Annotated in this window: 19 protein-coding genes; 12 read left to right on the plus strand and 7 right to left on the minus strand. The window is 63.8% G+C overall.

Annotated elements, in window-relative coordinates; translation table 11 throughout:
* Positions 1-105: 105 nt before the first annotated feature.
* The 4 genes from IVA78_RS09650 (at position 106) to IVA78_RS09665 (ending at position 5,423) form a co-directional block, all read left to right on the plus strand.
* Complete coding sequence (locus IVA78_RS09650) at positions 106-1,602, plus strand: aldehyde dehydrogenase family protein (protein WP_247277660.1); 1,497 nt, start codon at positions 106-108, stop codon at positions 1,600-1,602.
* 108 nt (positions 1,603-1,710) lie between these two features.
* Positions 1,711-2,838 carry an alkene reductase gene (locus IVA78_RS09655; RefSeq protein ID WP_247277659.1) on the plus strand — a complete coding sequence of 376 codons (1,128 nt, stop codon included), beginning with the start codon at positions 1,711-1,713 and terminating at the stop codon, positions 2,836-2,838.
* Positions 2,839-2,995: 157 nt separating this feature from the next.
* Entirely contained in the window at positions 2,996-3,499 is a 504-nt protein-coding gene (locus IVA78_RS09660) for a GFA family protein (protein WP_247277658.1), read from the plus strand.
* Between the two features lie 262 nt (positions 3,500-3,761).
* On the plus strand, positions 3,762-5,423 hold the full coding sequence (locus IVA78_RS09665) for a thiamine pyrophosphate-binding protein (protein WP_247417097.1): 1,662 nt from the start codon (positions 3,762-3,764) through the stop codon (positions 5,421-5,423).
* 209 nt (positions 5,424-5,632) lie between these two features.
* Here IVA78_RS09665 and IVA78_RS09670 read toward each other — a convergent pair whose 3' ends face one another.
* Positions 5,633-7,012, minus strand: coding sequence for an LLM class flavin-dependent oxidoreductase (locus tag IVA78_RS09670; protein ID WP_247277656.1), 1,380 nt, complete (start codon positions 7,010-7,012; stop codon positions 5,633-5,635).
* A gap of 265 nt (positions 7,013-7,277) precedes the next feature.
* Between IVA78_RS09670 and IVA78_RS09675 the strand changes: the two genes are divergently transcribed.
* From IVA78_RS09675 to IVA78_RS09700, 6 genes are all read left to right on the plus strand, one after another.
* A complete protein-coding gene (locus IVA78_RS09675; protein WP_247277655.1) occupies positions 7,278-8,663 on the plus strand; it encodes a M20 family metallopeptidase in 1,386 nt (461 codons plus the stop codon).
* Between the two features lie 85 nt (positions 8,664-8,748).
* Positions 8,749-9,660 carry an amino acid ABC transporter substrate-binding protein gene (locus IVA78_RS09680; protein WP_247277654.1) on the plus strand — a complete coding sequence of 304 codons (912 nt, stop codon included), beginning with the start codon at positions 8,749-8,751 and terminating at the stop codon, positions 9,658-9,660.
* A gap of 129 nt (positions 9,661-9,789) precedes the next feature.
* Positions 9,790-10,521, plus strand: coding sequence for an amino acid ABC transporter permease (locus tag IVA78_RS09685; RefSeq protein ID WP_247277760.1), 732 nt, complete (start codon positions 9,790-9,792; stop codon positions 10,519-10,521).
* A 2-nt stretch (positions 10,522-10,523) separates the two neighbouring features.
* Positions 10,524-11,216: an ABC transporter permease subunit gene (locus IVA78_RS09690; RefSeq protein ID WP_028140044.1), complete on the plus strand. Its 693-nt coding sequence runs from the start codon at positions 10,524-10,526 to the stop codon at positions 11,214-11,216.
* Between the two features lie 192 nt (positions 11,217-11,408).
* Complete coding sequence (locus IVA78_RS09695) at positions 11,409-12,140, plus strand: amino acid ABC transporter ATP-binding protein (protein WP_247277653.1); 732 nt, start codon at positions 11,409-11,411, stop codon at positions 12,138-12,140.
* Between the two features lie 186 nt (positions 12,141-12,326).
* Positions 12,327-13,187, plus strand: coding sequence for a D-amino-acid transaminase (locus IVA78_RS09700; RefSeq protein ID WP_247417094.1), 861 nt, complete (start codon positions 12,327-12,329; stop codon positions 13,185-13,187).
* Positions 13,188-13,347: 160 nt separating this feature from the next.
* Here the strand turns inward: IVA78_RS09700 and IVA78_RS09705 are convergent, their stop codons facing one another.
* From IVA78_RS09705 to IVA78_RS09715, 3 genes are read right to left on the minus strand one after another with little or no spacing between them, the layout of a single operon-like run.
* Entirely contained in the window at positions 13,348-13,809 is a 462-nt protein-coding gene (locus IVA78_RS09705; protein WP_247277651.1) for a carboxymuconolactone decarboxylase family protein, read from the minus strand.
* Positions 13,810-13,835: 26 nt separating this feature from the next.
* Positions 13,836-15,446, minus strand: coding sequence for an MDR family MFS transporter (locus IVA78_RS09710; RefSeq protein WP_247277650.1), 1,611 nt, complete (start codon positions 15,444-15,446; stop codon positions 13,836-13,838).
* A 16-nt stretch (positions 15,447-15,462) separates the two neighbouring features.
* The gene (locus tag IVA78_RS09715) at positions 15,463-16,614 is read right to left on the minus strand and encodes an HlyD family secretion protein (RefSeq protein ID WP_247277649.1); all 1,152 of its coding nucleotides are present in this window, start codon (positions 16,612-16,614) and stop codon (positions 15,463-15,465) included.
* A 134-nt stretch (positions 16,615-16,748) separates the two neighbouring features.
* Here IVA78_RS09715 and IVA78_RS09720 point away from each other — a divergent pair, with 134 nt between their 5' ends.
* Positions 16,749-17,660 (plus strand): LysR family transcriptional regulator, encoded by a 912-nt coding sequence (locus tag IVA78_RS09720; RefSeq protein WP_247417091.1) that lies wholly within the window; start codon positions 16,749-16,751, stop codon positions 17,658-17,660.
* Positions 17,661-17,672: 12 nt separating this feature from the next.
* On the opposite strand, the gene IVA78_RS09725 is transcribed toward IVA78_RS09720, so the two are convergent.
* Entirely contained in the window at positions 17,673-21,104 is a 3,432-nt protein-coding gene (locus IVA78_RS09725; protein ID WP_247417089.1) for an indolepyruvate ferredoxin oxidoreductase family protein, read from the minus strand.
* A 156-nt stretch (positions 21,105-21,260) separates the two neighbouring features.
* Between IVA78_RS09725 and IVA78_RS09730 the strand changes: the two genes are divergently transcribed.
* Positions 21,261-21,716 (plus strand): Lrp/AsnC family transcriptional regulator, encoded by a 456-nt coding sequence (locus IVA78_RS09730; protein ID WP_247277646.1) that lies wholly within the window; start codon positions 21,261-21,263, stop codon positions 21,714-21,716.
* 187 nt (positions 21,717-21,903) lie between these two features.
* Here the strand turns inward: IVA78_RS09730 and IVA78_RS09735 are convergent, their stop codons facing one another.
* Both IVA78_RS09735 and IVA78_RS09740 read right to left on the minus strand, forming a co-directional pair.
* Positions 21,904-22,689, minus strand: a complete 786-nt coding sequence (locus tag IVA78_RS09735) for a fumarylacetoacetate hydrolase family protein (protein WP_247417085.1) — start codon at positions 22,687-22,689, stop codon at positions 21,904-21,906.
* On the minus strand, positions 22,677-24,071 hold the full coding sequence (locus IVA78_RS09740; protein WP_247277645.1) for an LLM class flavin-dependent oxidoreductase: 1,395 nt from the start codon (positions 24,069-24,071) through the stop codon (positions 22,677-22,679). Before IVA78_RS09740 ends, IVA78_RS09735 begins: the two co-directional genes overlap by 13 nt.
* Between the last annotated feature and the right edge of the window lie 21 nt (positions 24,072-24,092).

The following is a 24,092-nucleotide window of genomic DNA, read 5'->3' on the forward strand; positions in this document are numbered from 1 at the left end:
CTTCGCTCCGCGCCGCCTTTACGCCTCTCCGGCGCCGCTGTATTTTGTGGGACGAACGATCGCGCCCAGATCGAACCAATCAATCACCTGACAGGGAGTGCAGCCATGGCTGTGTCGCAGGCTATTCCGATCACGCGCCATCCATTCGCGAACGGGTCCTACAAGCAGATGCTGGTCGACGGGAAGTGGGTCGACGCTGCCTCAGGCAAGCGCTTCGAAACCCGCAATCCCGCCACCGGCGAGCTGCTCGCAACCGTCGCCGAGGGGGACAAGGAAGACATCGACCGTGCGGTCGCCGCGGCCCGCCGCGCCTTCGAAGGACCCTGGAGCAAGGTCAAGCCGTTCGAGCGGCAGAACCTACTGCTCAAGCTCGCCGATCTCGTCGAGAAGAATTTCGACGAATTGTCGCAACTCGACACGCTCGACATGGGGGCCCCGGTCAGCCGGACCCGCGCCTATCGCCTGCGCGCCATCGGCATGCTGCGTTACTACGCCGGCCAAACCACCGCGATCCATGGCGAGACCATCGAGAACTCGCTGCCGGGCGAGATCTTCTCCTACACGCTGAAGGAGCCGGTCGGTGTCGTCGGCGCCATCATCCCCTGGAACGGGCCGCTGACGGCGACGATCTGGAAGATCGGTCCGGCGATCGCGACCGGCTGCACGGTGGTGCTCAAGCCTGCCGAAGAAGCGCCGCTGACCTCGCTGCGCATCGCCGAGCTTGCGATGGAAGCGGGCGTGCCGCCCGGCGTCATCAACGTCGTTCCCGGCTATGGCGAGACCGCGGGCGCGGCGCTCGCCTCGCACCATGACGTCGACAAGGTCGCCTTCACCGGCTCGCATGTCACGGGCCAGTCGATCATCCGTGCGTCGGCCGGCAACCTCAAGCGCGTCTCGCTCGAGCTCGGCGGCAAGTCGCCGGACATCGTATTCGCGGATGCCGATCTCGATGCCGCGGTGCCGGGCGCCGCGATGGCGGTGTTCGCCAATTCGGGGCAGATCTGCAGCGCCGGAACGCGCCTGTTCGTCGAGCAGTCGATCTACGAGGAGTTCGTCGGCCGCGTCGCGGAGTTCGGCAAGAAGCTGCAAGTCGGAAACGGCCTCGATCCAAACACCCAGATCGGCCCACTGGTGTCCGAGCAGCAATTGGAGCGTGTCACCGGCTACCTCGATATCGGCCAAAAGGAAGGCGCCAAGGCGCTCGCCGGCGGCGGACGCGTCACCGAAGGCGCGCTGTCGAAGGGCTTCTTCGTCTCACCCACGGTGTTCGCGGGCGTCCAGGACAACATGCGCATCGCGCAGGAGGAGATCTTCGGTCCCGTCATCTCCGCGATCGCGTTCAAGGACATGGATGAGTTGGTCAAGCGCGCCAACAACACCACTTTCGGCCTCGGCTCGGGCCTATGGACCCGCGACGTCAGCAAGGCCCATGCGGTAGCGAAGAGTTTGCGCGCCGGCTCGGTGTGGGTGAACTGCTACCAGGCGATGGACCCGGCTGTGCCCTTCGGCGGCTACAAGATGAGCGGCTATGGCCGCGAGTCGGGCAAGCAGCACGTCGAGGAATATCTCAACGTGAAGGCCGTCTGGATCAAGACGGCGTAGTTTCCCTCCTCCCTTTCGCAAGGAGGAATATTGCCTTCGTGGGGCGGCACCTTTCCGGTAGCCGCCCCGCTATATGATCGTCATCCTTCCGAAGCATTTGAGGCCAGCATGAAGTTCGAGGCGTTGTTTCGACCGTTGCAGGTCGGTCCGTACAGGCTCGCGCATCGCGTCGCGATGGCGCCGCTAACGCGCATGCGGGCGGAGCGCGAAACTTTCGCGCCGTGGCCGCTCAACGCCGAATATTACGGCCAGCGCGCGACGCCGGGCGGCTTGATCATCGCGGAAGCCTCCCCTGTGCTCTCGCACGGCCGCGGCAATCCGGCGACGCCGGGCATCTATTCGGAGGCGCAAGTCGCTGGCTGGCGCAAGGTGGTCGATGCCGTGCACGCCAAAGGCGGCATCATCTTCCTCCAGCTTTGGCATGTCGGCCGCGTCTCGCATTCCTCCTTCCACGGTGGCGCGCTGCCGGTGTCGGCCTCGGCGATCCCGATCAAGGCCGAAGGCATGAAGGCGATGACCGCCGACGGCAAGATTTCGGACTACGAGACGCCGCGCGCGCTGGAGACCGAAGAGGTCAAGGGCATCGTCGAGGCATTCCGGCAGGGTGCCAAGAATGCGCTCGCCGCCGGCTTCGACGGCGTCGAGATCCACGGCGCCAACGGGTATCTGCTCGAGCAGTTCCTGCAATCGCGCAGCAACCAGCGCACTGATCAGTATGGCGGATCGATCGAGAACCGCGCGCGGCTGCTGTTCGAAGTGACGCAGGCCGCGATCGACGTCTGGGGAGCGAACCGCGTCGCCGTCCGGCTGTCGCCTCACGGCATCGCCAATGATTCCGGCGAGCCCGATCCGATGCCGCTCTATAGCCATGTCGTGAGGGCGCTCGACAAGCTCGGTCTTGCCTATTTGCACTTCATCGAGCCGCGTTCCAGCGGCGCCGGCCGCGCCGACGTGCATTGGGAGAACGTGCCCTCCGCGATGGTGCTGTTCCGCCCGCTCTACAGCGGCGTGCTGATGACCGCCGGCGGCTTCACCGGCGAGAGCGCGAATGCCGCGATCGCCGACGGATATGCCGACATCATCGCCTTCGGTCGCATCTTCATCTCCAACCCCGACCTGCCGCGGCGTCTTCGGCACGGCTTCCCGATCACGCCGTACAATCGTGCGACGTTCTACGGTGGGGAGGAGAAGGGGTACACGGATTATCCGGCGTATGACGAACTGACGCCGGCCTGAACTGTTTCCGTCATTCCGGGGCGACGCAACGCCTCGAGCCGGGAATCCATGTCGCATCCTGGCGTGCCGCCCGATGGATTCGGGCTCGCGACTTCGTCGCGCCCCGGAATGACAATCGTGTATTCTCGTCCTCGCAATGACGACGGAGAGAATCCCCATGGCCAAAGCCGCCGCCGCCGCAGGAATTGCCACCGGGCAATGTCTCTGCGGCAAGGTCAGCTTCGAGATCGACGTGCCTGCGCGCTGGGCCTGGCATGATCATTCCGCCGCCAGCCGCCGCGCCCATGGCGCGGCCTACGCGACCTATGTCGGGAGCTGGAAGAAGCGCTTTCGCATCACCGCTGGCAAGACTGCGCTCACGCGTTACGAAGACAAGGCCACGAAGACCACCCGCAGCTTCTGCTCGCATTGCGGCACGCCGATCGCTTATGAGCGCCCGCGCGGGCCGCACATGGTCAATATCCCCCGCGCGCTGTTCAACGAGCGCACCGGCCGCCAGCCGCTCTATCACATCGCCATCGAAGAGCTGCAGGAATGGGCCTATGCCGGCGAGCCGCTGGTGCCGCTGAAGGGCTTTCCTGGCGTGGTCTGGCAGCGCTCGAAAAGGAAGAAACGGGTGAGGGGCGAGGATCCGTTCGAATTGGGGCGGGAGGAGATGTAGCGCACCGCGCACAGCTCTCGTGCCCCGGACGCAGCGCTGCGCCCCTTCGGCGGTGCGCTCCTGAGCCGGGGCCATGGTACCAGCCTCCGCCGTGCGAGTTCTGTGTCCCGGCTCTGCGTCGCAACGTTACACGTTTGCGCCACGTCCGGGACACGGAGAGGCGCTCACGCAACGCAGCCATGACCGCGTTTCCTTGCACGCTTCCTCCGACTTCGGCCATCATACGCCCATCCTTGCGGCAACGTCCGCTCCTGGAGGAAACATGAAGAACAAGATCACCGGCCGCTCGGCCTTTCTCGCGCTGCTCAAGGACGAAGGCATCACCCATCTGTTCGGCAATCCCGGCACCACCGAGTTGCCGATCATGCATGCGCTGAAGGATCACCCTGATCTCACCTATGTGATGGCGATGCAAGAGAGCCTGGTGGTCGCGATCGCCGACGGTTACAGCCGCGCCTCCGGAAAGCTTGTCGCTTGCAACGTCCATGTCGCGCCCGGCCTCGGCAACGCGATGGGCTCGCTCTACAACGCCAAGTTCACGGGCACGCCGATGATCCTCACCGCCGGCCAGCAGGAGCAGGGCCACGGCCTGATGGAGCCGGTGCTGTACGGTCCCTTGGTGCGCATGGCCGAGCCGCTGGTGAAATGGGCGGTCGAGGTGACGCGGCTCGAGGACCTGCCGCGCATCGTGCGCCGCGCGGCAAAGGTCGCGACCACGCCGCCAACCGGCCCCGTGTTCATCTCGCTGCCTGGCGACATCCTCAATAGCGAGGCGGGCATCGATCTCGGCCGCTCCACCCGCATCGACGCGCGTACCAGACCATCAGATGGTGCGCTCAGGGCCTTTGCTGCGCGGCTGCTGAAAGCCGAGCGTCCTGTGATCGTCACCATGGACGAAGTGGTCAAGAGTGACGCGCTGAAGGAGGCGGCTGAATTGGCGGAGTTGCTCGGCGCCGCCGCGTTTCAATCCTCGACAGCTTACGGTGCGCACTTCCTCTCGGAGAGCCCGAGCTTCGTCGGCACGCTGGCGCGGGTTCAGAAAGCGGCGCGCGATACGCTCGCGCCCTACGATCTCCTGATTGCGCTTGGCGGTGATCCGCTGCGGATGTCGGTCCATAGCGAAGTCGATGCGCTGCCGGATGGTCTCGGCATCGTGCAGATCGGTCTCGTCGATTGGGAGATCGCCAAGAATTACGGCGCCGAGATCGCGCTGAAGGCGGATTTGAAGGAAACGCTGCGCGCGCTGATCCCGGTGCTGAAAGAGATGGGCGGCGCAACACTCGCGAGCCGCGCCAAGCAGCACCTCGCCGAGCTCGTGCCGAAGAATTGGACTGCGCGCCGCGCCGCGCTGATCGAGCAGATCAACAGGAGCGCGGGCCGCACGCCGATCGACCCGGACTTTCTGGTGTTGCAAATGGTCGAGGCCATGCCCGAACATGCCATTCTCGTGGACGAAGGGCTCACCTCCAGCCGCCAGATCACCAACCTGCGTCCGCATCGCGAACGCTACGGCTATCACGGCCTCGCCTCCGGCGGCATCGGCTGGGGCCTGCCTGCCTCGGTCGGCGTCAGCATCGCCAATCCGGATCGCCCCGTCGTCTGTTTCTCCGGCGACGGCAGCGCGATGTATTCGATCCAGGCGCTGTGGACGGCGGCGCATCACAAGCTGCCGCTCAACGTCGTCATCGCCAACAATGGCGGCTACCGCATCATCAAGCAGCGCCTGCTCGCATTCCACGGTGACGACAATTACGTCGGCATGGATTTCGTCGATCCGCCGGTGGATTTTGCGGGCGTCGCGAAAGCGCTTGGCTGCGAGGCGATCAAGGTCAGCGATCCGCGTGAGCTGAAGACGACCCTGTCGTCGGCGCTTGGCCGGCCGGGGACGAAGCTGATCGAGGTGCTGGTGGACGGGAGGGTGTAAGTAGCGCTGCCTCCAAGTTCTCAGCTGTCATCGCGCGCGAAGGCGGGCGATCCAGTATTCCAGAGACGGCTGTGATTCCTCGATAGGCCGCGGCGTACTGGATGCCCCGGTCCCGGCTGCGCTAGGCTATGCGGGGCTTGCAAGCTCACTCGGCCGGCGAAGCTTCAGCGAAGATGGCAAGCCGGGGCATGACAGTGAGAGTGTGGCTCCTACCCCGTCTTCCCCACCCGATACCCCGCCGCCGGGTGCGGCGCATCGAGCCTTGCCCGGCCCTCGCCGAACAGCTTCTCCCGCAGCGTGCCCTTGGCATAGCCCGGCTTGTACCGTCCGCGCCGCGTCAGCTCCGGCACCAGCATGTCGGCGATATCCTCGAAATCGCCGGGCGAGATCGCAAAGGCGACGTTGAGGCCGTCGACATCGGTCGCCTCGAACCATTGCTCGATCTTGTCGGCAACCATCTCCGGCGTGCCGATCACGACGGGGCCGGCGCCGCCGATGCCGACATGCTCGATGACGTCGCGCACAGTCCAGACCCGGTCCGGATCGGCCCGGGTGACGTTGTCCATGGCGCTGCGGCCAGCGTCGTTCTGGACGTGCCGGACCTGCTGGTCGAGGTCGTAACCGGAGAAGTCGACGCCGGTCCAGCCCGACATCAGCGCCAGCGCGCCTTCGGGGCTGATATGGCGGCGATAGTCGGCGTATTTCTCTTTCGCCTCGGCTTCCGTCCGTCCGAGGATGATCGTCATCATCGAGAACATCAGGATTTCGGCCGGGTTACGGCCGAGCGCGGCGGCCTCTTGCCGGATTGCTGCCACGCGCGGCGCGATCACCTTGGCCGACGGTCCCGACATGAACACGCATTCGGCATGCTTCGCCGCGAATTGCCGGCCGCGCGGCGAGGTGCCGGCCTGGTACAGCACGGGCGTGCGCTGCGGCGACGGCTCGCTGAGATGAATGGTGTTGTTGATGCGGTAGTTCGCGCCCTCATGGTTGACGCGATGAACTTTCGCGGGATCGGTGAAGATGCCGCGCGTCCGGTCTCGCAGCACGGCATCGTCCTTCCAGCTTCCTTCCCAGAGCTTGTAGACGACCTCCATATATTCGTCGGCGATGTCGTAGCGGTCGTCGTGCCCGGTCTGCTTGTCCTTGCCGGCGCCGCGCGCGGCGCTGTCGAGATAGCCAGTGACGACGTTCCATCCGATCCGTCCCTCGGTGAGGTGATCGAGCGTCGACATCCGCCGCGCGAACGGGTAGGGCGGCTCGAAGGACAGATTGCTGGTGACGCCGAACCCGAGATTTTGCGTTACTGCCGCCATCGCCGAGAGCAGCAGCAGCGGCTCGTTCGACGGCGTCTGTGCTGCGTTGCGCAAGGCTGCGTCAGGGCTATTGCCGTAGACGTCATAAACGCCGAGCACGTCGGCGAGGAACAGCCCGTCGAAGCGGCCGCGCTCCAACGTCTTGGCGAGATCAATCCAATAGGGCAGGCGGTTATAGTTGGCGGTGCGATCACGCGGATGGGTCCACAGGCCCGGTGACTGGTGTGCGACGCAATTCATCGCAAAAGCGTTGAGCCTGATCTCTTTGGCCATGACGGTCCCTCGGCACTCTGTACTGAGCGCTCTTCGAATGGTAGACGTGCGCCCGAACTTGGCGAAGTTCTTGCATATCCTAGACTTGGATGTCTCGGCCTTGGCAAGGCCAAAATCCGCAGTGCTGCCGCACTTGGCAAGCCAATCTCACGAGAGCAAGAACCAAATTCCAAGAGAACCCCAAGAACTATCGAAGTCCCGCCACTTTCGAAGACCCGCCCGTCTCGGGTAATGTCCTTCGTCTCAAAATCTCGAAAAGCAAGTCATGACCAGAGCCGACGCTATCGCCCGCGCCCGCGAGGATTTCAAATCCGGTGCGTTCCTCACCGAGCTCGACCGCCGGATCGCTTATCGGACCGAGAGCCAGAATCCCTCGCGCGGCACTGAGCTGCGCGCCTATCTGGAACAGGAAATGCAACCGGCCTTTGCCGCGCTTGATTTCACCAGCCGCATCGTCGAATCCCCGAGCGGCAAGGCGCCGTTCCTGTTTGCCGAGCACCACGAGAGTGACTCAGTGCCGACCGTGCTGATCTACGGCCATGGCGATGTCGTCGACGGCATGGAGGGCGAGTGGCGCGACGGCCGCGATCCCTGGCGCACGACGGTTGCGGGCACGCGCCTCTATGGCCGCGGCACTGCCGACAACAAGGGCCAGCACAGCATCAATATGGCGGCGCTGCGCGCCGTGCGCGAGGCGAGAGGCGGCAAGCTCGGCTTCAACGCCAAATTCATTGTCGAGATGGGCGAGGAGATCGGCTCGCCCGATCTCGGCAAGGTCTGCGACCTCAATCGCGATGCGCTCAAGGGCGATCTGTTCATGGCCTCGGACGGGCCGCGTCTGTCCGCCGACCGTCCGACGCTGTTTCTGGGCTGCCGCGGCGGCATCCGCATCCATCTCGATGTGAACTTGCGCGACGGCGGTCACCATTCGGGCAATTGGGGCGGCGTGCTCGCCAACCCCGCGACCATCCTGGTCAACGCGATCTCCACGCTGGTTGATGGCCACGGCCGTCTCCAGCTCGACGCGCTGAAGCCGCCGCGGCTCACCAACCAGATCCGCAGCTATCTCGCCGACGTGCAGGTGGTGCCGACCGCGGACGAGCCGGCGCTGGCGGAGAATTGGGGCGAGGAGGGCCTGTCGGCGGCCGAACGGCTCTACGCCTGGAACACGCTGGAAGTGCTGGCGATGGCCTCGGGCAATATCGAGAAGCCGGCGAACGCCATTCCCGGCCATGCCAATGCCGTGCTGCAACTGCGTTTCGTGGTCGGGACGAAGATCGAGGGTCTGATCGAGGCCATCCGCGCGCATCTGGTCGCAAAGGGTTTTCCTATGGTCGAGGTGCGGGCGGCCCAGAGTTTTGCCGCATCGCGGACCGATTTCGACAGCCCCTGGATCAAATGGGCGGCCAATTCAGTGCAGGAGACGACCGGCAAGGCGCCGGCCGTGCTGCCGAATTTCGGCGGCTCGCTGCCCAACGACGTGTTCTCCGAAATCCTGGGCCTGCCGACGATCTGGGTGCCGCACTCCTACCCCGGTTGCTCCCAACATGCGCCCAATGAGCACATCCTGCTGCCATTGACCGAAGAGGCCTTGACGGTGATGGCCGGGCTGTTCTGGGATCTCGGCGAGTTGCCGGCGCCGTTAACCTGAGCCTTTGATCCAGCCGAAAGTTACATTCTAATCCGGCTCGATTTGTGCTTGCATCCGGGCCGCATCATCCGAAAGGGGAAGAAAAGTGAAACATTTCCGTTACATCGGGCTCGCGCTTGCCGCGACCTTCGCCGTCAGCCAGGCCGGGGCCCAGGAGCTGACCGGCACGCTGAAGAACATCAAGGACACCGGCGCGATCACGCTGGGCTTCCGCGACTCCTCGATCCCGTTCTCCTATCTCGACGACAACCAGAAGCCCATCGGGTTCGCGATGGACATCTGCTACAAGATCGTCGATGCCGTGAAGAAGGAGCTCAAGCTGGACAAGCTCGAGGTCAAGCTCAATCCGGTGACCTCGGCGACCCGCATCCCGCTGATGGCGAACGGCACCATCGACCTCGAATGCGGCTCGACCACCAACAATGCCGAGCGCCAGAAGCAGGTCGCTTTTACCAACACCCACTATCTGACGGCCAGCCGCTACGTGTTCAAGAAGTCGAGCGGCCTGAAGTCGATCGACGATCTCAAGGGCAAGACCGTGGTCTCGACCGCCGGCACCACCAACATCAAGCAGCTCACCGAAGCCAACGTTGCCAAGGGCCTCGGCGCCAACATCATTCCCGCCAAGGACCACGCCGAGGCCTTCCTGATGGTCGAGACCGACCGCGCGGTCGCCTTCGTGATGGACGACATCCTGCTGGCGAGCCTCGTGGCCGGGTCGAAGAACCCGGACGACTATGCCATCTCCAAGGACGCGTTCTCCAAGCCCGAGCCCTATGGCATCATGCTGCGCAAGGATGACCCCGCCTTCAAGAAGGTGGTCGATGCGGCGACGGCGGCGCTCTATACGTCCGGCGAAGCCCAGAAGATCTACGATAAGTGGTTCACCCAGAAGATCCCGCCGAAGGGACTGAACCTCAACACGCCGATTTCGCCAGAGCTGAAGAACGAGTTCGCCAAGCCGACGGACTCGCCGAATCCGGACGATTACAAGTAAGATGGAGCTGTTCGCCTCTCCCCGCTTGCGGGGAGAGGCGGTACATTTCGGACATTCTGGAGGGAGAATGGCCGGACATTTGCATAGGTGCCGGGACATCCATGATTGGCGCGTTCGCGCGGGGGACACGTGAACTACAACTGGAACTGGGGAATCTTTTTCCAGCCGAACCCGATGGGGACCGGCACCTATCTCGACATGCTGCTGTCGGGACTGGTGCTGACCCTCAAGACTGCGGCGCTGGCCTGGGTCATCGCGCTGATCACCGGCTCCATCGTCGGCGTGATGCGCACGCTGCCGTCGAGGGGAGCGAATTGGTTCGGCTTTGCCTATGTCGAATTCTTCCGTAACATGCCGCTGCTCGTGCAGCTCTTCCTGTGGTTCTTCGTGCTGCCGGAACTGCTGCCAAGAGGCGCCGGCACTTGGCTGAAGCAGCTGCCGAACGCGCCGTTCTGGACGGCCGCGATCGGTGTCGGCTTCTTCATGTCGGCCCGCGTCGCCGTGCAATTGCAGGCCGGCATCGGTTCGCTGCCGCGCGGGCAGAAGATGGCCGCAACCGCGCTGGGTCTGACCACGGTGCAGGGCTATCGCTACGTGCTGCTGCCGATGGCGTTCCGCATCATCCTGCCGCCCTTGACCTCTGAGTTCCTCAACACCATCAAGAACACGGCGGTTGCGATCACCATCGGCCTGCTCGAGCTGACCGGACAGGCGCGCTCCATGCAGGAGTTCTCGTTCCAGGTGTTCGAGGCCTTCACCGCTGCGACGATCCTCTATCTCCTTGTCAACGCCGTCGTCGTGACCGCGATGCGCTTCCTTGAGCGCTGGGTTGCGATCCCCGGCTACATCACGGGGAAATAGCGATGTTCGGCAATCTCGATTTCGACGTCATCCGCCGCGCGCTGCCCTATTTGTTCTATGAGGGCATGACGTTCACGCTGACGCTAACGGGGCTCGCGGCACTCGGCGGGTTGGTCTTCGGCACGGCACTCGCGCTGATGCGGCTCTCCGGCTTCAAGATCCTTGGCCGGATCGCCGGCGTCTATGTCGACTTCATGCGCTCGCTGCCGCTGGTGCTGGTCATCTTCTGGTTCTATTTCCTGGTGCCCTATATCGGGCAGTGGCTGACCGGCGCCTCGCGCCCCATCAGCGTCGGCGCATTCGCATCGTCGCTCATCACCTTCATCATGTTCGAGGCGGCGTACTTCTCCGAAATCATGCGCGCCGGCATCCAGTCGATCTCGCGCGGGCAGCCGGCTGCGGCCAGCGCGCTGGGGCTGACTTACGCCCAGACCATGCGCTATGTCGTGCTGCCGCAGGCCTTCCGCAACATGCTGCCGGTCCTGATCACGCAGACCATCGTGCTGTTCCAGGACACCTCGCTGGTCTACGTGCTGTCCATCACCGACTTCCTCGGTGCCGCCAGCAAGGTGGCGCAGCGGGACGGGCGCCTGGTCGAAATGTATCTGTTCGCAGCCGTCGTCTATTTCACCATTTCCTGTATCGCCTCCTTCGGCGTCCGCCGGCTCCAGGCGCGCATCGCCATCATTCGCTAGGTGGAACGTGAGTTCGAGATTTCGAATGCGATGCCCCTTCACCTCTCCCACAGGGAGAGCTCGGATCGCGCTAGCGATCCGGGTGAGGGGTTTCGCTCCAACGATGGACCTGTACCGCCTCACCCGGCGCTTTGCGCCGACCTCTCTCCTTGGGAGAGGTGAACCGAGATTGCCGAACCGCTTGAGAAACACATGATCGAAATCAGCCACGTCAACAAATGGTACACGCCGAGTTTCCAGGTGCTGACGGATTGCACCACCAGCGTCACCAAGGGCGAGGTCGTCGTGGTCTGCGGTCCCTCGGGCTCGGGCAAGTCCACGCTGATCAAATGCGTCAATGCGCTGGAGCCGTTCCAGAGCGGCGACATCTTGGTCGACGGCACCAAGGTCAACGATCCCAAGACCAATCTGCCGAAGCTGCGTTCGCGCGTCGGCATGGTTTTCCAGCACTTCGAGCTGTTTCCGCATCTCAAGATCATCGACAATCTCTGCCTCGCGCAGGAGAAGGTGCTGGGGCGGCCGCGTGACAAGGCGCAGACCAAAGGCATGCAGCTTCTGGAGCGCGTCGGGCTGATAGAGCAGGCGCAGAAATTCCCGGCGCAGCTCTCCGGGGGGCAGCAGCAGCGTGTCGCCATCGCTCGCGCGCTGGCGATGGATCCGATCGTCATGCTGTTCGACGAGCCGACCTCGGCGCTGGACCCCGAAATGGTCAGCGAGGTGCTCGACGTCATGGTCGATCTCGCCCGCGAAGGCATGACCATGATGGTCGTCACCCACGAGATGGGTTTTGCCCGCAAGGTCGCCAACCGCGTCATCTTCATGGACCGCGGCGAGATCGTCGAGGACGCAGCGAAGGACGATTTCTTCGGCAAGCCCCGCAGCGACCGCGCACAGAAATTTCTGTCGAAGATCCTGTCGCATTAATCACCGCCGTCATTCCGCGGCGCGACTTCGCGGGCTCGGAATCCATTGTGCGGCAGTACGCGAGGTGAGATGGATTCCGGGCTCATTCGCTTTGCGAACACCCCGGAATGACGCATCGAGGGTTTATCGTCGGCGCCAAATCTCCTATACCGGTGGGCAAATCCCCTTTCCGCCAGGAGACCTGCCTTGGACTCGATTGCCTACGTCAACGGCTCATTCATCCCGCTCTCGGACGCGAAGATCTCGATCCTCGACCGCGGCTTTCTGTTCGCCGACGGCATCTACGAGGTCTCGGCCGTTCTCGATGGCAAGCTGGTCGACAATGCCTCGCATCTGGCGCGGCTGGAGCGTTCGGTCGGCGAGATCAAGCTGAAGCTACCGGAGACGCTCGAGCGCATCACCGAGTTCCAGAAGGAACTGATCGCGCGCAACAAGCTCGAGAACGGCCTCGTCTATCTCCAGGTCACGCGCGGTGCCGACAAGGGCCGCGACTTCGCGTTTCCCAAGGGTGACGTCAAGTCGAGCCTGGTGATGTTCACCTCGGAGAAGGATATCATCAACGCCGCGTCGGCGAAGGCCGGCATCAGCGTGATCACCGTGCCCGACATCCGGTGGGAACGGCGCGATATCAAGAGCGTGGCGCTGCTGGCGCAGGTGCTGGCGAAGCAGGCCGCGGCCGAAGCCGGCGCCGGCGAAGCCTGGATGCTGGAAGACGGCTATATCACCGAAGGCGGCTCGTCCTCGGCATTCATCCTGACGCAGGACGACGTCATCGTGACCCGCAAGAACTCCAATGCGATCCTGCCGGGCTGCACCCGCAAGGCCGTGGTGGCGCTCGCCGAAGAGCGCCAGCTCCGCGTCGAGGAGCGTTCTTTCACGGTGGCCGAGGCGCTGGCCGCAAAGGAGGCTTTTGCGACGTCGGCCTCACTGTTCGTGCAGCCGGTGGTGGCGATCGATGGGAAAAAGATCGGCGACGGCAAGCCCGGCCCGTTGGCAACGCGGCTGCGTGAGATCTACGTGGAGTTCGCCAAGGCGACGGCGGTTTAAGCCACACCCATTGCTGTCATCGCCCGGCTTGACCGGGCGATCCAATACTCCGAGGCGGTCGTGCTTCAATCGATTGGCCGCGCCGTACTGGATGCTGCGGTCACGCCGGGGCATGACAGTTGAGCGGCTGGAGGCGACGTTGCGTCCATGACGCCACTCCTCACCCCACCGACGCCTTGACCTTCACCGGGTGAACCGCGCGGAACGAGATCGCGATCCTGTTCCAGGCGTTGATGGTCGCGATCAGCATGGTCAGATTGACCGTTTCCTCCTCCGAGAACTGTGCGCGGACCTGCTCGTAGACGTCGTCCGGCGCGTGCGTCTGCGAGATCAAGGTCACTGCTTCGGTCCAGGCCAGCGCGGCGCGCTCACGGTCGGAATAGAGCGGAGATTCGCGCCAGGCGTCGAGCAGATAGATGCGCTGCTCGGTCTCGCCGCGCTTGCGCGCGTCCTCGGTATGCATGTTGATGCAATAGGCGCAGCCGTTGATCTGCGAGGCCCGGATCTTGACGAGCTCGATCAGTGATTTCTCCAGGCCTGTCGACTGGATCTGCGTCTCCAGCGCCATCAGTGCTTTGATCGTGTCGGGCGCGGCCTGGTAGTAGTTCATGCGGGGCTTCATGGGCGTTCTCCTTGCTTGGATTGAGGTCAGTGGGCTCCGCCGGCGGAAGTCTGGCCGGGCTTCTTCAGGAAGAGGGCTGCGACCAGGGCCACGATCAGCGCCGCGCCAAGCAGATAGAAGGTGTCGCTGAAGGCGAGGATATAGGCCTGCTTCTGCACGATACGGCCGATCGCGACATAGGCACGATGCGACGCATCCGCATGGTCGAGGATGCCATGATTGATGAAATACTGGGTGAGCTGCTCCAGCCGCGTGCGCGTCGCCTGCTCGAACACCGAGACCGACTGCATCAGCACGTTGGAGTGATACTGCTCGCGCTTGGTCAGCACGGTCTGGAGCAGCGCGATGCCGACGGCGCCGCCGAGATTGCGCATCATGTTGAACAGGCCTGACGCCGAGCCCGCGTTTTCCGGCTCGATGCCTGATGTTGCCACCGCGGACAGCGGCGCCATCACCAGCGCCTGGCCAATCGCACGGACGACGTTGGGCCAGAACAACTGATCGGCGGCATAGTTACTGGTCATGGTGATGTTCATGAAGTTGGAGGCCGCGAACAATACGAAACCGACGCCGATCACCAGCCGTGCGTCGAACCTCTGCATCAGGCGAGGGACGAGCGGGATCAGAACGAGCTGCGGCAACCCGGTCCAGGCCAGCACGAAACCGATCTGCTCGGCATTGTAACCTTGGATGCGAGCCAGATATTGCGGCAGGATGAACACCGAGCCGTAGAGTGCGATACCAAGCAGGAAGTTCGCGAGCATGCCGAAGCCGAAATTGCGCCGCACCAGCAGGCGCAGGTTCAAGAGCGGCTTCTTCACTGTGAGCTCGATGACGAGGAAGGCGGTGAGCGCAACGCCAGCGATTAACGACAGTTTCACGATGAACGGCGAGCCGAACCAGTCGTCCTTGTTGCCTTCCTCCAGCACGGTCTGCAGCGCGGACAGCCCGATCGCCATGGTGATGATGCCGGCCCAATCGCCTTCCCGCAACAGCGACAGCTTCATGGGCGTTGCGTCGAGCGCGTACCAGAGCATGCCGACCATGATCGTGCCCGGCACGAGGTTGACATAGAAGATGTACTGCCAGCCGAAATTCTCGGTGAGGTAGCCGCCGATGGTCGGGCCGATCGCGGGTGCGAACGTCGCCGAGAGCGCGAACAGCGCAAGGCCCACGGGCTGTTTTCCGCGCGGCAATAGCGTGATGATCAGCGTGAAGGCCATCGGAATCAGCACGCCGCCGGTGAAGCCTTGCACCGCGCGCAGGACGATCATCTGCGACAGATCCTGCGCCAGCGCGCAGGCCGCCGACAGAGCCAGGAACAGGATCGCGTTGGTGAGCAGATAGATGCGGATCGAGAACACCTGCGCGAGCCAACCCGAGAGCGGGATCACCACGATCTCGGCGATCAGATAGGAGGTCGAGATCCAGCCGCCGTCGTCGATGCCGGCGCCGATCGCACCCTGGATATCGGCCAACGAAGCGTTGACGATCTGGATGTTCAGCACCGCCATGAAGGCGCCCAGCGTCGCGCCGATCACCGCGATCCATGTTCTTGCGGAAACCGCCGGGGTGGCGGGCGCAGCCGGGGCGGGGAGGGCGGCTGCGGCGTTGAGGGTGGATTGGAGCGTGCTCATGGAAGTCTCGTCAGCTTCAGCCGCCATTCGGACGGGTTGTGTTGTCGGCGAGATGCCTGGCCGTCTCGCGTTCGGCCAGCACCGCCTGCTTGGTGTCGACGGTCGGCACTGCGGACATGCCGGGGCGCAGCAGGCCGGTCAGGCTGTGGTCGTCGAGCACAATCTTGACCGGCACGCGTTGCACGATCTTGGTGAAATTGCCCGTGGCGTTGTCCGGCGGCAGCAGGGCGAATTCGAGCCCGCTTGCCGGCGACAGGCTGTCGACATGGCCGCGCAGGGTCTTGCTGCGGAAGCTGTCGACGCGTAGCTCGACGGGCTGGCCGGGGCGCATATGCGTGAGCTGCGTCTCCTTGAAGTTCGCGACGACATAGACGGCATCCAGCGGCACCACGGCCATCAATTGTGTGCCGGCCTGCACGTACTGGCCGACGCGTAAGCTCCGTGCGCCAACCGTGCCGTCGACCGGCGCGGTGATCTCGGTATAGGACAGGTTCAGCGCCGCCTGCTGCGCCACCGCGCGGGCTCGCTCGACTTGGGCCGCCGTCTGGGCCCGCTGGGTGGTGAGCACGTCGACCTTGCGCTGCGCCGCCAAGAGACCGGATTTGGCGTGCTGCAATTGCGCGGTGCTGGCGCGCAGCGCCGCATCGGTCTGCTGCGCGCGCTGGATGGTGCCGGAGCCCGACTTCATCAGGTCGTCGTAGCGGGCGCGTTCCTCCTGGGCGAATTTCAGATTGGCCTCAGCAGCAGTGACGTCGGCGGTGCTCTGCGCGATGATCGGCTGTTGCAATTCGAGTTGGGCATCGATGTTGCGCACCGAGGCTTCGCCGGCCTCGACATCGGCGCGGGCCTGGTCGAGGGCCGTCTTGAAGTCACGATCGTCGATCTTGGCCAGCAGCTGGCCTGCTTTGACTTTCTGGTTGTCGCCGACTAGCACCTTCGCGATGTACCCGGAGACCTTAGGCGCGATGATCGTGGAATCGGCCTTCACATAGGCGTCGTCGGTGGATTCGAGATAGCGGCCGGTCTTCAGGTAATCGTAGCCATAATCGCCAGCGACGACGATGCCGAGGGCCAGCGCCAGGCCGACCGCGCCCCGCTGGAGCGCCTGGCGAGACGGGCGAAGCCAGATTTTCTCATTTGTTTCAGCAACATACGAAGCATTTGACATGACATCCTCGAGATTCCCGGGCGCCTTCTGAGGGGCGCCGCTGGCCCTAAGATGCGTTGTCCTCACGGCTGCGATAATCGTGGTATTATTGGAAGAATTATCCGGTCTAGGTGGATAATCGGGGGCTTCGAGACATGGACCGCTTCAGCAGCCTCACGGCGTTCGTCCGGGTGGTCGATAGTGGCGGCTTTTCCGCCGCTGCCCGTCGGCTCAACATGTCGACGACGATGGTGAGCAATCATGTCCAGGCGCTCGAAGAGCGGCTGGGGGTGCGGCTGCTCAATCGGACCACGCGGAAAGTCAGCCTCACCGAAATCGGCAAGGCCTATTACGACCGTGCCACGCAGATCCTCGCCGATCTCGAACAGGCCGACGACATCGCGAGCGAATTGCAGTCGGTACCCCGCGGCACGCTGCGCATCCACGTCGCCACGCACATGGTGCCATTCGTCGCGCCGGTGGTTGCACAGCTCCTGTCGACTTATCCGGAGCTCAAGATCGACCTGCGCATGGGCGAGGCCGACGTCGACCTCATCGAGGAAGGTTATGACGTCGCCTTGCGCATGACCCAGCCGCGGGATTCCAGCCTGATCGTGCGGAGTCTCGCCACGTGGCGCCATGTGCTGTGCTGTTCGCACGACTATCTCGACAAGCACGGCCGCGTGCAGAAGCTCGATGAGCTCTCGGCGCATAATTGCGGCCGGCACCTGAATTATCCCTTCGGTGACGAGTGGCGCTTCCTCGATCGCAAGGGTGCGCCGGCATCGGTCCGCATCTCAGGCAGCTTCGTCACCAACAGCGGAGAAGCGTTGCGGAAGGTGGCGCTGGAGGGCGCGGCTATCTGCCTAATGGCTGGGTTTCTCGTTCAAGACGATCTCGAATCGGGTCGGCTGGTCCGCCTGCTGCCGGAATATCGGACCGTCGAGCTGTCTATGAACGCGGTCTATCCGCATCGCCACCATCTGACGGCGAAGGTCAGGACCTTCATCGACATGCTCGTGCATCACAGCGCCGAACAGCAGAAGCTGATCAACCCTTATTCGTGAGGACGAATGCGGTCAGGCTGCCTTGGCCGCGGCCGGCCGAGCCAGCAAGGATTCGACCTCAGTCTTCACCTTCGCGATCGCAGCCTCCTTCACCGGGCCATAACCGCGAATGTCCATGGGAGCCCTAGCGATGGCCGTGAGATTCGGCAGACGTGCCGCGTCAAGCTCGCCGAGCATCCGCTCGATCAGGCCTTCGTACCAGGCGATCAGCTCCCGCTCGGCACGCCGTTCGGCCGTGTAGCCGAATGGATCGAACGGTGTTCCGCGCAGCCCCTTCAACCGCGCCAGCATGAGGAGCGGTGCCTGGATCCACGACCCGAAGGCGCGCTTGCGCGGACGCCCACGTGCATCGCGGCTTGACAGCAGGAAAGGCGCGGCAAGGTGATACTGGATGCGGAAGCCATCCTCGAACTCGCCTTTTAGCTCGTCGAGGAAGCCGCTCTGCATATGCAGCCGCGCCACCTCGTACTCGTCCTTGTAGGCCATCAGCTTGAACAGGGCGCGGGCAACCGCGCCGGTCAGGGCTTCGCTGTTCAGGACGGCCTCTGCGCGGCGGACCCTCGTGACGAGCGCCCGGTAGCGCGCCGCATAGGCTTCGTCCTGATAGGCGGTGAGGAAATCGGCGCGGCGTTCAATGAGTTGGTCGAGTGTCTCGGCCGTGGGCGCGCGGTCCGTCTTCGGCAGAAAATCCGGATCGGCAGCGGCGATGCGGCCCCAGGCGAACGCCTGCTTGTTGCGCTCGATGGCGACGCCGTTGAGCTCGATCGCGCGCAGCAGCGCTTGCAGCGAGACCGGCACCAATCCGTGCTGCCAGGCAAAGCCCAGCATGATGATGTTGGCATAGACGGCATCGCCGAGCAGCCCTTCGGCCAGCGCATTCGCGTTGATCGTATCGAGATTGCCATCGCCGATCACGCGGCCGATGGCGCGCATGCGGGCAGGGGAGGCGAGGTCGGCATCGCGGAAGCGGACGACGTCACCGGTCGGCATCTCCGCGGTATTGACCGCGGCGCGCGTGCCGCGGCGATAGGTGCCGGAGGCCTTCGGCGAGGAGCTCACGACGAGGTCGCAGCCGATCAGCGCATCGGCCGCGCCCTGGTCGATACGGACCTGATGCAGCGCCCCGGGGGAAGGAGCAAGCCGGATGTAGCTCAGCACGGGGCCGAATTTCTGCGCAAAGCCGGTAAAATCCAGCACCGAGACGCCGCTTCGTTCGAGATGCGCGGCCATGCCGATCAGCGCGCCGACCGTGATCACGCCGGTGCCGCCGACGCCGGTCACCAGCAGGTCGTAGGGCCGGTCGAGCGTCGCGAAGGCGGGCAGAGGCAGCGTCGCGGCCTGGCCGATCGCGTCGATCCGGCTCGCGGTTTTCTGACGACGCGTGGCGCCTTCGACGGTAACAAAACTCGGGCAGAAGCCGTTGAGGCAGGAAAAATCCTTGTTGCAGGCCGAGAGATTGATCTGGCGCTTGCGGCCGAACGGCGTTTCCTTCGGCTCGACGCTGAGACAGTTGGACTCGACCGAGCAATCGCCGCAGCCTTCGCAGACGAGATCATTGATGTAGACATAGCGCTTCGGGTCGTTCATCTGGCCGCGCTTGCGCCGCCGGCGCTTCTCGGTGGCGCAAGTCTGCTGGTAGATCAGCACGGAGACGCCTAGCACCTCGCGCAGCTCGCGCTGCACCGCGTCCATCTCCTCGCGTGGATGGATGGTGACGCCAGTTGGCAGGTCGGGCGGAGAAAATTGCGCGGGATTGTCCGACAGCAGCGCGATACGCTCAACACCTTCGGCGCGGACGCTGTGGGCGATGGCATGCACGCTGACCGGCCCGTCGACCGGCTGGCCGCCGGTCATCGCCACGGCATCGTTGAACAGGATCTTGTAGGTGATGTTGGCCTTGGCGGCGATCGCCTGCCGGATCGCCATCGACCCGGAATGATAATAGGTGCCTTCGCCGAGATTCTGGAACACGTGCTTGTGGCCGGTGAATTTCGACGAAGCCGCCCAGTTCACGCCCTCCCCGCCCATCTGGATCAGCGAGGAGGTCTCGCGGTCCATCCAGCTCGCCATGAAGTGGCAGCCGATGCCGGCGAGGGCCTTGGAGCCCTCCGGCACCTTGGTCGACGTGTTGTGCGGACATCCCGAGCAGAAATAGGGTGTGCGCGTCGCGCCTGGGACGTTGATCGTGCGCGCGGCCTCCGGCATCAAGGCAGCTGCCCGCGCGGCGAGATTGAGGCCTGGAAACATCGGGTCGAGCCGGCGCGCCAGCACGGCAGCCAGCGCGCGCGGTGACAATTCGCCGATCCACGAGATCAGCCGCGCCCCCCGCTCGTCATGCTTGCCGACCATGCGCTCGGGCTTCGCGCCCGGATAATCGTAGAAATATTCCTTGAACTGGCTCTCGATGATGCCGCGCTTTTCCTCGACCACGAGGATCTCGCGCTTGCCCTTCACGAACTCCATGGCATCATGCAGCGCCAGGGGCCAGACCATGCCGACTTTGTAGATGTCGATGCCGATGCTGCGGCAGGCCGTTTCATCGAGGTCCATCAGCCGCAGCGCTTCCATCAGGTCGAGATGCGCCTTGCCCGTGGTGACGATGCCGTAGGTGGCACCCGGAATGTCGTAGATGTGCCTGTCGATCGGATTGGCCTTCGCAAAGGCGTAGACGGCGTGCTTCTTCGCTTCCAGTCGTTCCTCGATCTGCGGACCCGGCAGGTCTGGCCAGCGATAGTGCAGGCCTCCCGGTGGTGGCGCGAAGTCGGGCGTGCGGAAGTCGCGGGGCGGGCTTAGCGCCACGGAGGCGCCAGACTCCACGATCTCCGAAATCGCCTTGAAGCCGACCCACATGCCGGAGAAGCGGCTCAATGCGTACCCATACTCGCCGAACTCGAGATATTCGCCGACGCTTGCCGGGTGCAACGTCGGCATGAACCAGCTCATGAAGGCGACGTCGGACTGGTGCGGCATCGAGGATGAGACGCAGCCATGATCGTCGCCGGCGACCACCAGCACGCCGCCATGCGGCGAGGAGCCATAGGCATTACCGTGCTTGAGCGCATCGCCCGAGCGATCGACGCCGGGGCCCTTGCCGTACCAGAGCCCGAACACGCCATCGACCTCGCGGTCCCCTTGCGTCTCGACCTGCTGCGATCCGAGCACGGCTGTTGCCGCAAGGTCTTCGTTGACTGCGGGGAGGAATTCGATGCGGTCGCGCTTTAATCGCTCCTGGATGCGCCAGAGCTCGAGATCGATGCCGCCAAGCGGCGAGCCGCGATAGCCGGAGATGAAGCCGGCGGTGTTGAGGCCGCGGGCGCGATCGCGCCTGACCTGGTCGAGTGCGATACGGACGATCGCCTGTGTGCCCGTGAGGAAGACACGGCCTTGCTCGCGGTCATAGCGGTCGGAGAGTTCGTAAGTGTCGAGGGACGGAATGGCGTCCATGCGGACCTCCCGCGGCATTCCCTGCCGGATCAGCAGAGGTTAGGCTCCGGGGGCTGGTAGGTCTTACCTATCTTTCCCAATAGGCGCGGTTATTCTGGTAGATGTAACCTGATTTGGCCTATAATTCGGTTAAGTTATCCGGTTTGTGAGGATTCCATGATCGAAGAGCAGGATACGCGGATTCTTGCGCACCTCCAGAAGGACGGCCGCGCCACCAACCAGCAGCTTGCCGATGAGGTCGGCATGTCCACCTCGGCCTGCTGGCGCCGGGTGCGCGCGCTTGAGGAAAGCCGCGTCATCCGTAGCTATGCAGCGCTGATCGATCGCGAGCGGGCGGGCTTTGCGATGTCCGCCATCCTCCACGTCTCGCTGGAGCGGCATGACGCCAAGTTCGTCGATGAATTTGTCGCTCGGGTCACCACGCGCCGCGAGGTGCTGGAGTGCTTTGCGACCACGGGCGATGCCGATTATCACTTGCGCGTCGTCGTGCAGGACATGGCCGCCTACAACAGATTCTTGGACGAATTCATGTTCCGCATCCCCGGCATCCGCTACGTCCGCAGCAATGTGGTGCTGAAGGAGATCAAGACGAGCGTGGCACTGCCGTTTTGACGCAGGTGTGCACGGATTATCCGTGGTCGTCCCGGCCCTGCTGCGCCATTGCGCAGGGAGCCGGGACCCATGATCACGAATGCCAATTGTTTGCGAAGCTATAACAACGAGTCCCGATCATAACATATCTGCTGCGGCGGTATGGCTCCCGGCTTTCGCCGGGCCGACACTGTGGGTGCAGCGTGCGCTATACCTTCTCCCTGACAAACCTGTTCCGCAACGTTCCGATGCCGCTGATCTCGATCTCCACGACATCGCCGTGCTTGATATCCGGCGAGGCGCCGTCCGTGCCCATCCAGATCACGTCGCCGGGCCACAGCGTGAAATACTTCGTCAGCTCGACCAGGAACGGCACCACGCCGAAGATCATGTCGTTGGTTTGGAAGCGATTGGTCTCCTTGCCGTTGACCCGGACGATCGTCTGCATCCTGGCGAGGTCCGCCTCGGTCTCGATCCACGGGCCCATCGGCTTGAACGTGTCGGCGTTCTTGGAGCGCCACAGGCTGCGATCAGCCTTCTGCCAGCTGCGCTCGCTGACGTCGTTGCCGATGGTGTAGCCGAACACGCAATCCATCGCGTTCGCTTCGGTGAGATGCTTCACTTTTTTGCCGATGACGACGACGAGCTCGCCTTCATAGTGGATCTTGTCCGTTGCAAAGGAAGGGATCACGACATCCTGGTCATGCGCGATCAGCGCGTTTTGCGCGCGATAGCCGATCTCGGGACGGTCTGGCACTGCCGGCACCTCGCCGCGCTTGTCGGCGGCCTCCTTCAGGTGCTTCAGGTAGTTCAGGCCGACGCAATAGAAGGTGCGGGGAATCAGCGGCAGCTCGATGGTAACTTGTGACAGCGGATGCGTGCGCGAGCTGCGCCGCCATTCACTGAAGGGATCGCCGTCCACGGCGATCACCTGGTCGTCTTCAACGATCCCCCAGGACGTCCTGTCCCTGGCAGTGAATTTCAGCCAGCGCATGTTATGCCCTCGTTGTCATTCCGCGGCATCGCGGGCTGAGTCTTCCAGGCACCGGGTGCCGGCCGCTTGAGCCCGAGATTTTCCCGCAACGTCTTGCCGCGGTATTCTTTCTGGAACAGGCCGCGCCGCTGCAATTCCGGCACGACGTGTTGCACGAAATCCGCGTAAGAGCCGGGTACGTAAGTCGCGGCGATGACAAAACCGTCGCAGCCGCGCTCGGCGAACATCTCTTCCAGCTTGTCCGCGATCTCCTTCGGACCACCGACCATCGCATCCTGAACCTGGCCGCGGCCGGAGTAGGTGACGAAGTCACGCGCGCTCGGATTGCTCTTGCCCGAATTCTTCAGCACGCCGTCGCGAATGCCTAAGATGCCCTGCATGCTCTTCAGCTCTGCCGTCGTCAGCGGCTCGTCGAGATCCTTGGAGGCGAAATCGTAGTTGAGCGCTTCGGCGAGCAGCGACAACGCGTCGATCTCGAGCGGAAGTTTGTTGATCAGCGCCATCTTGTCCTCGGCCTCCGCCTTGGTCGCGGCGCAGACCGGCGTCGTCAGGTTGCAGAGGAGCATCTGGTCGGGATCGCGGCCAGCCTTGGCGGCTTCGTTACGCACGGAAGCATAGCCTTCCTTGGCGCCCGCGAGGTTGCGCGCGGCGGTGAAGATCACCTCACCCCATCGCCCGGCAAAGCGCTGACCGCGACCGGACGCGCCGGCCTGGATGATCACGGGATGGCCCTGGTCCGAGCGCGGCACTGTGAACGGTCCGCGCGACTTGAAGGCCGGTCCATTGTGATCGAGTCGCTTGACCTTGGTGGGATCGGCAAAGCGGCCGCTCTTCTTGTCCATGATGAGCGCGCCGTCCTCCCAGGTGTCCCAATGGCCGAGCACGACCTCCATGAACTCGTCGGCTCGGTCGTAGCGGGAATCATGCTCGGGGTGCGAGTCGCGCCCCATGTTGAGCGCCTCGCCGTCGTTCAGCGAGGTGACGACGTTCCAGCCGGCGCGCCCGCCGGACATCAGATCGAGCGTTGCAAAGCGTCGCGCGACGTCGAACGGCTCGTAATAAGTGGTCGAGCAGGTCGCGCCAAGGCCGAGCTTCTCGGTGACCATGCCCATCGTGGTCAGCACGATCAGCGGGTCCATCTTCACGCAGCGGATGCCGTATTCGACGGTGTGGGCGTGATCGTTGCCGTAGCGGTCCGGCATCGCAAGGCGATCGTCGAAGAAGGCCATGTGAAATTTGCCGGCTTCGAGGATTCTCGCGATCTCCTGATAATAATCCGCCGACATCGAATCGTTGCGCGAGTCCGGATGCCGCCAGGAGCTCGGCAAGTTCGTGCAGTTCTGCGCCTGGAGGAAGCCGACCAGTACCATCTGCCGCGTCATGCTGCTGTTCTCCTGATGCCG

Origin of the sequence: Bradyrhizobium sp. 137, assembly GCF_023074095.1 — a bacterium.
In the GTDB taxonomy this organism is placed as follows: domain Bacteria; phylum Pseudomonadota; class Alphaproteobacteria; order Rhizobiales; family Xanthobacteraceae; genus Bradyrhizobium.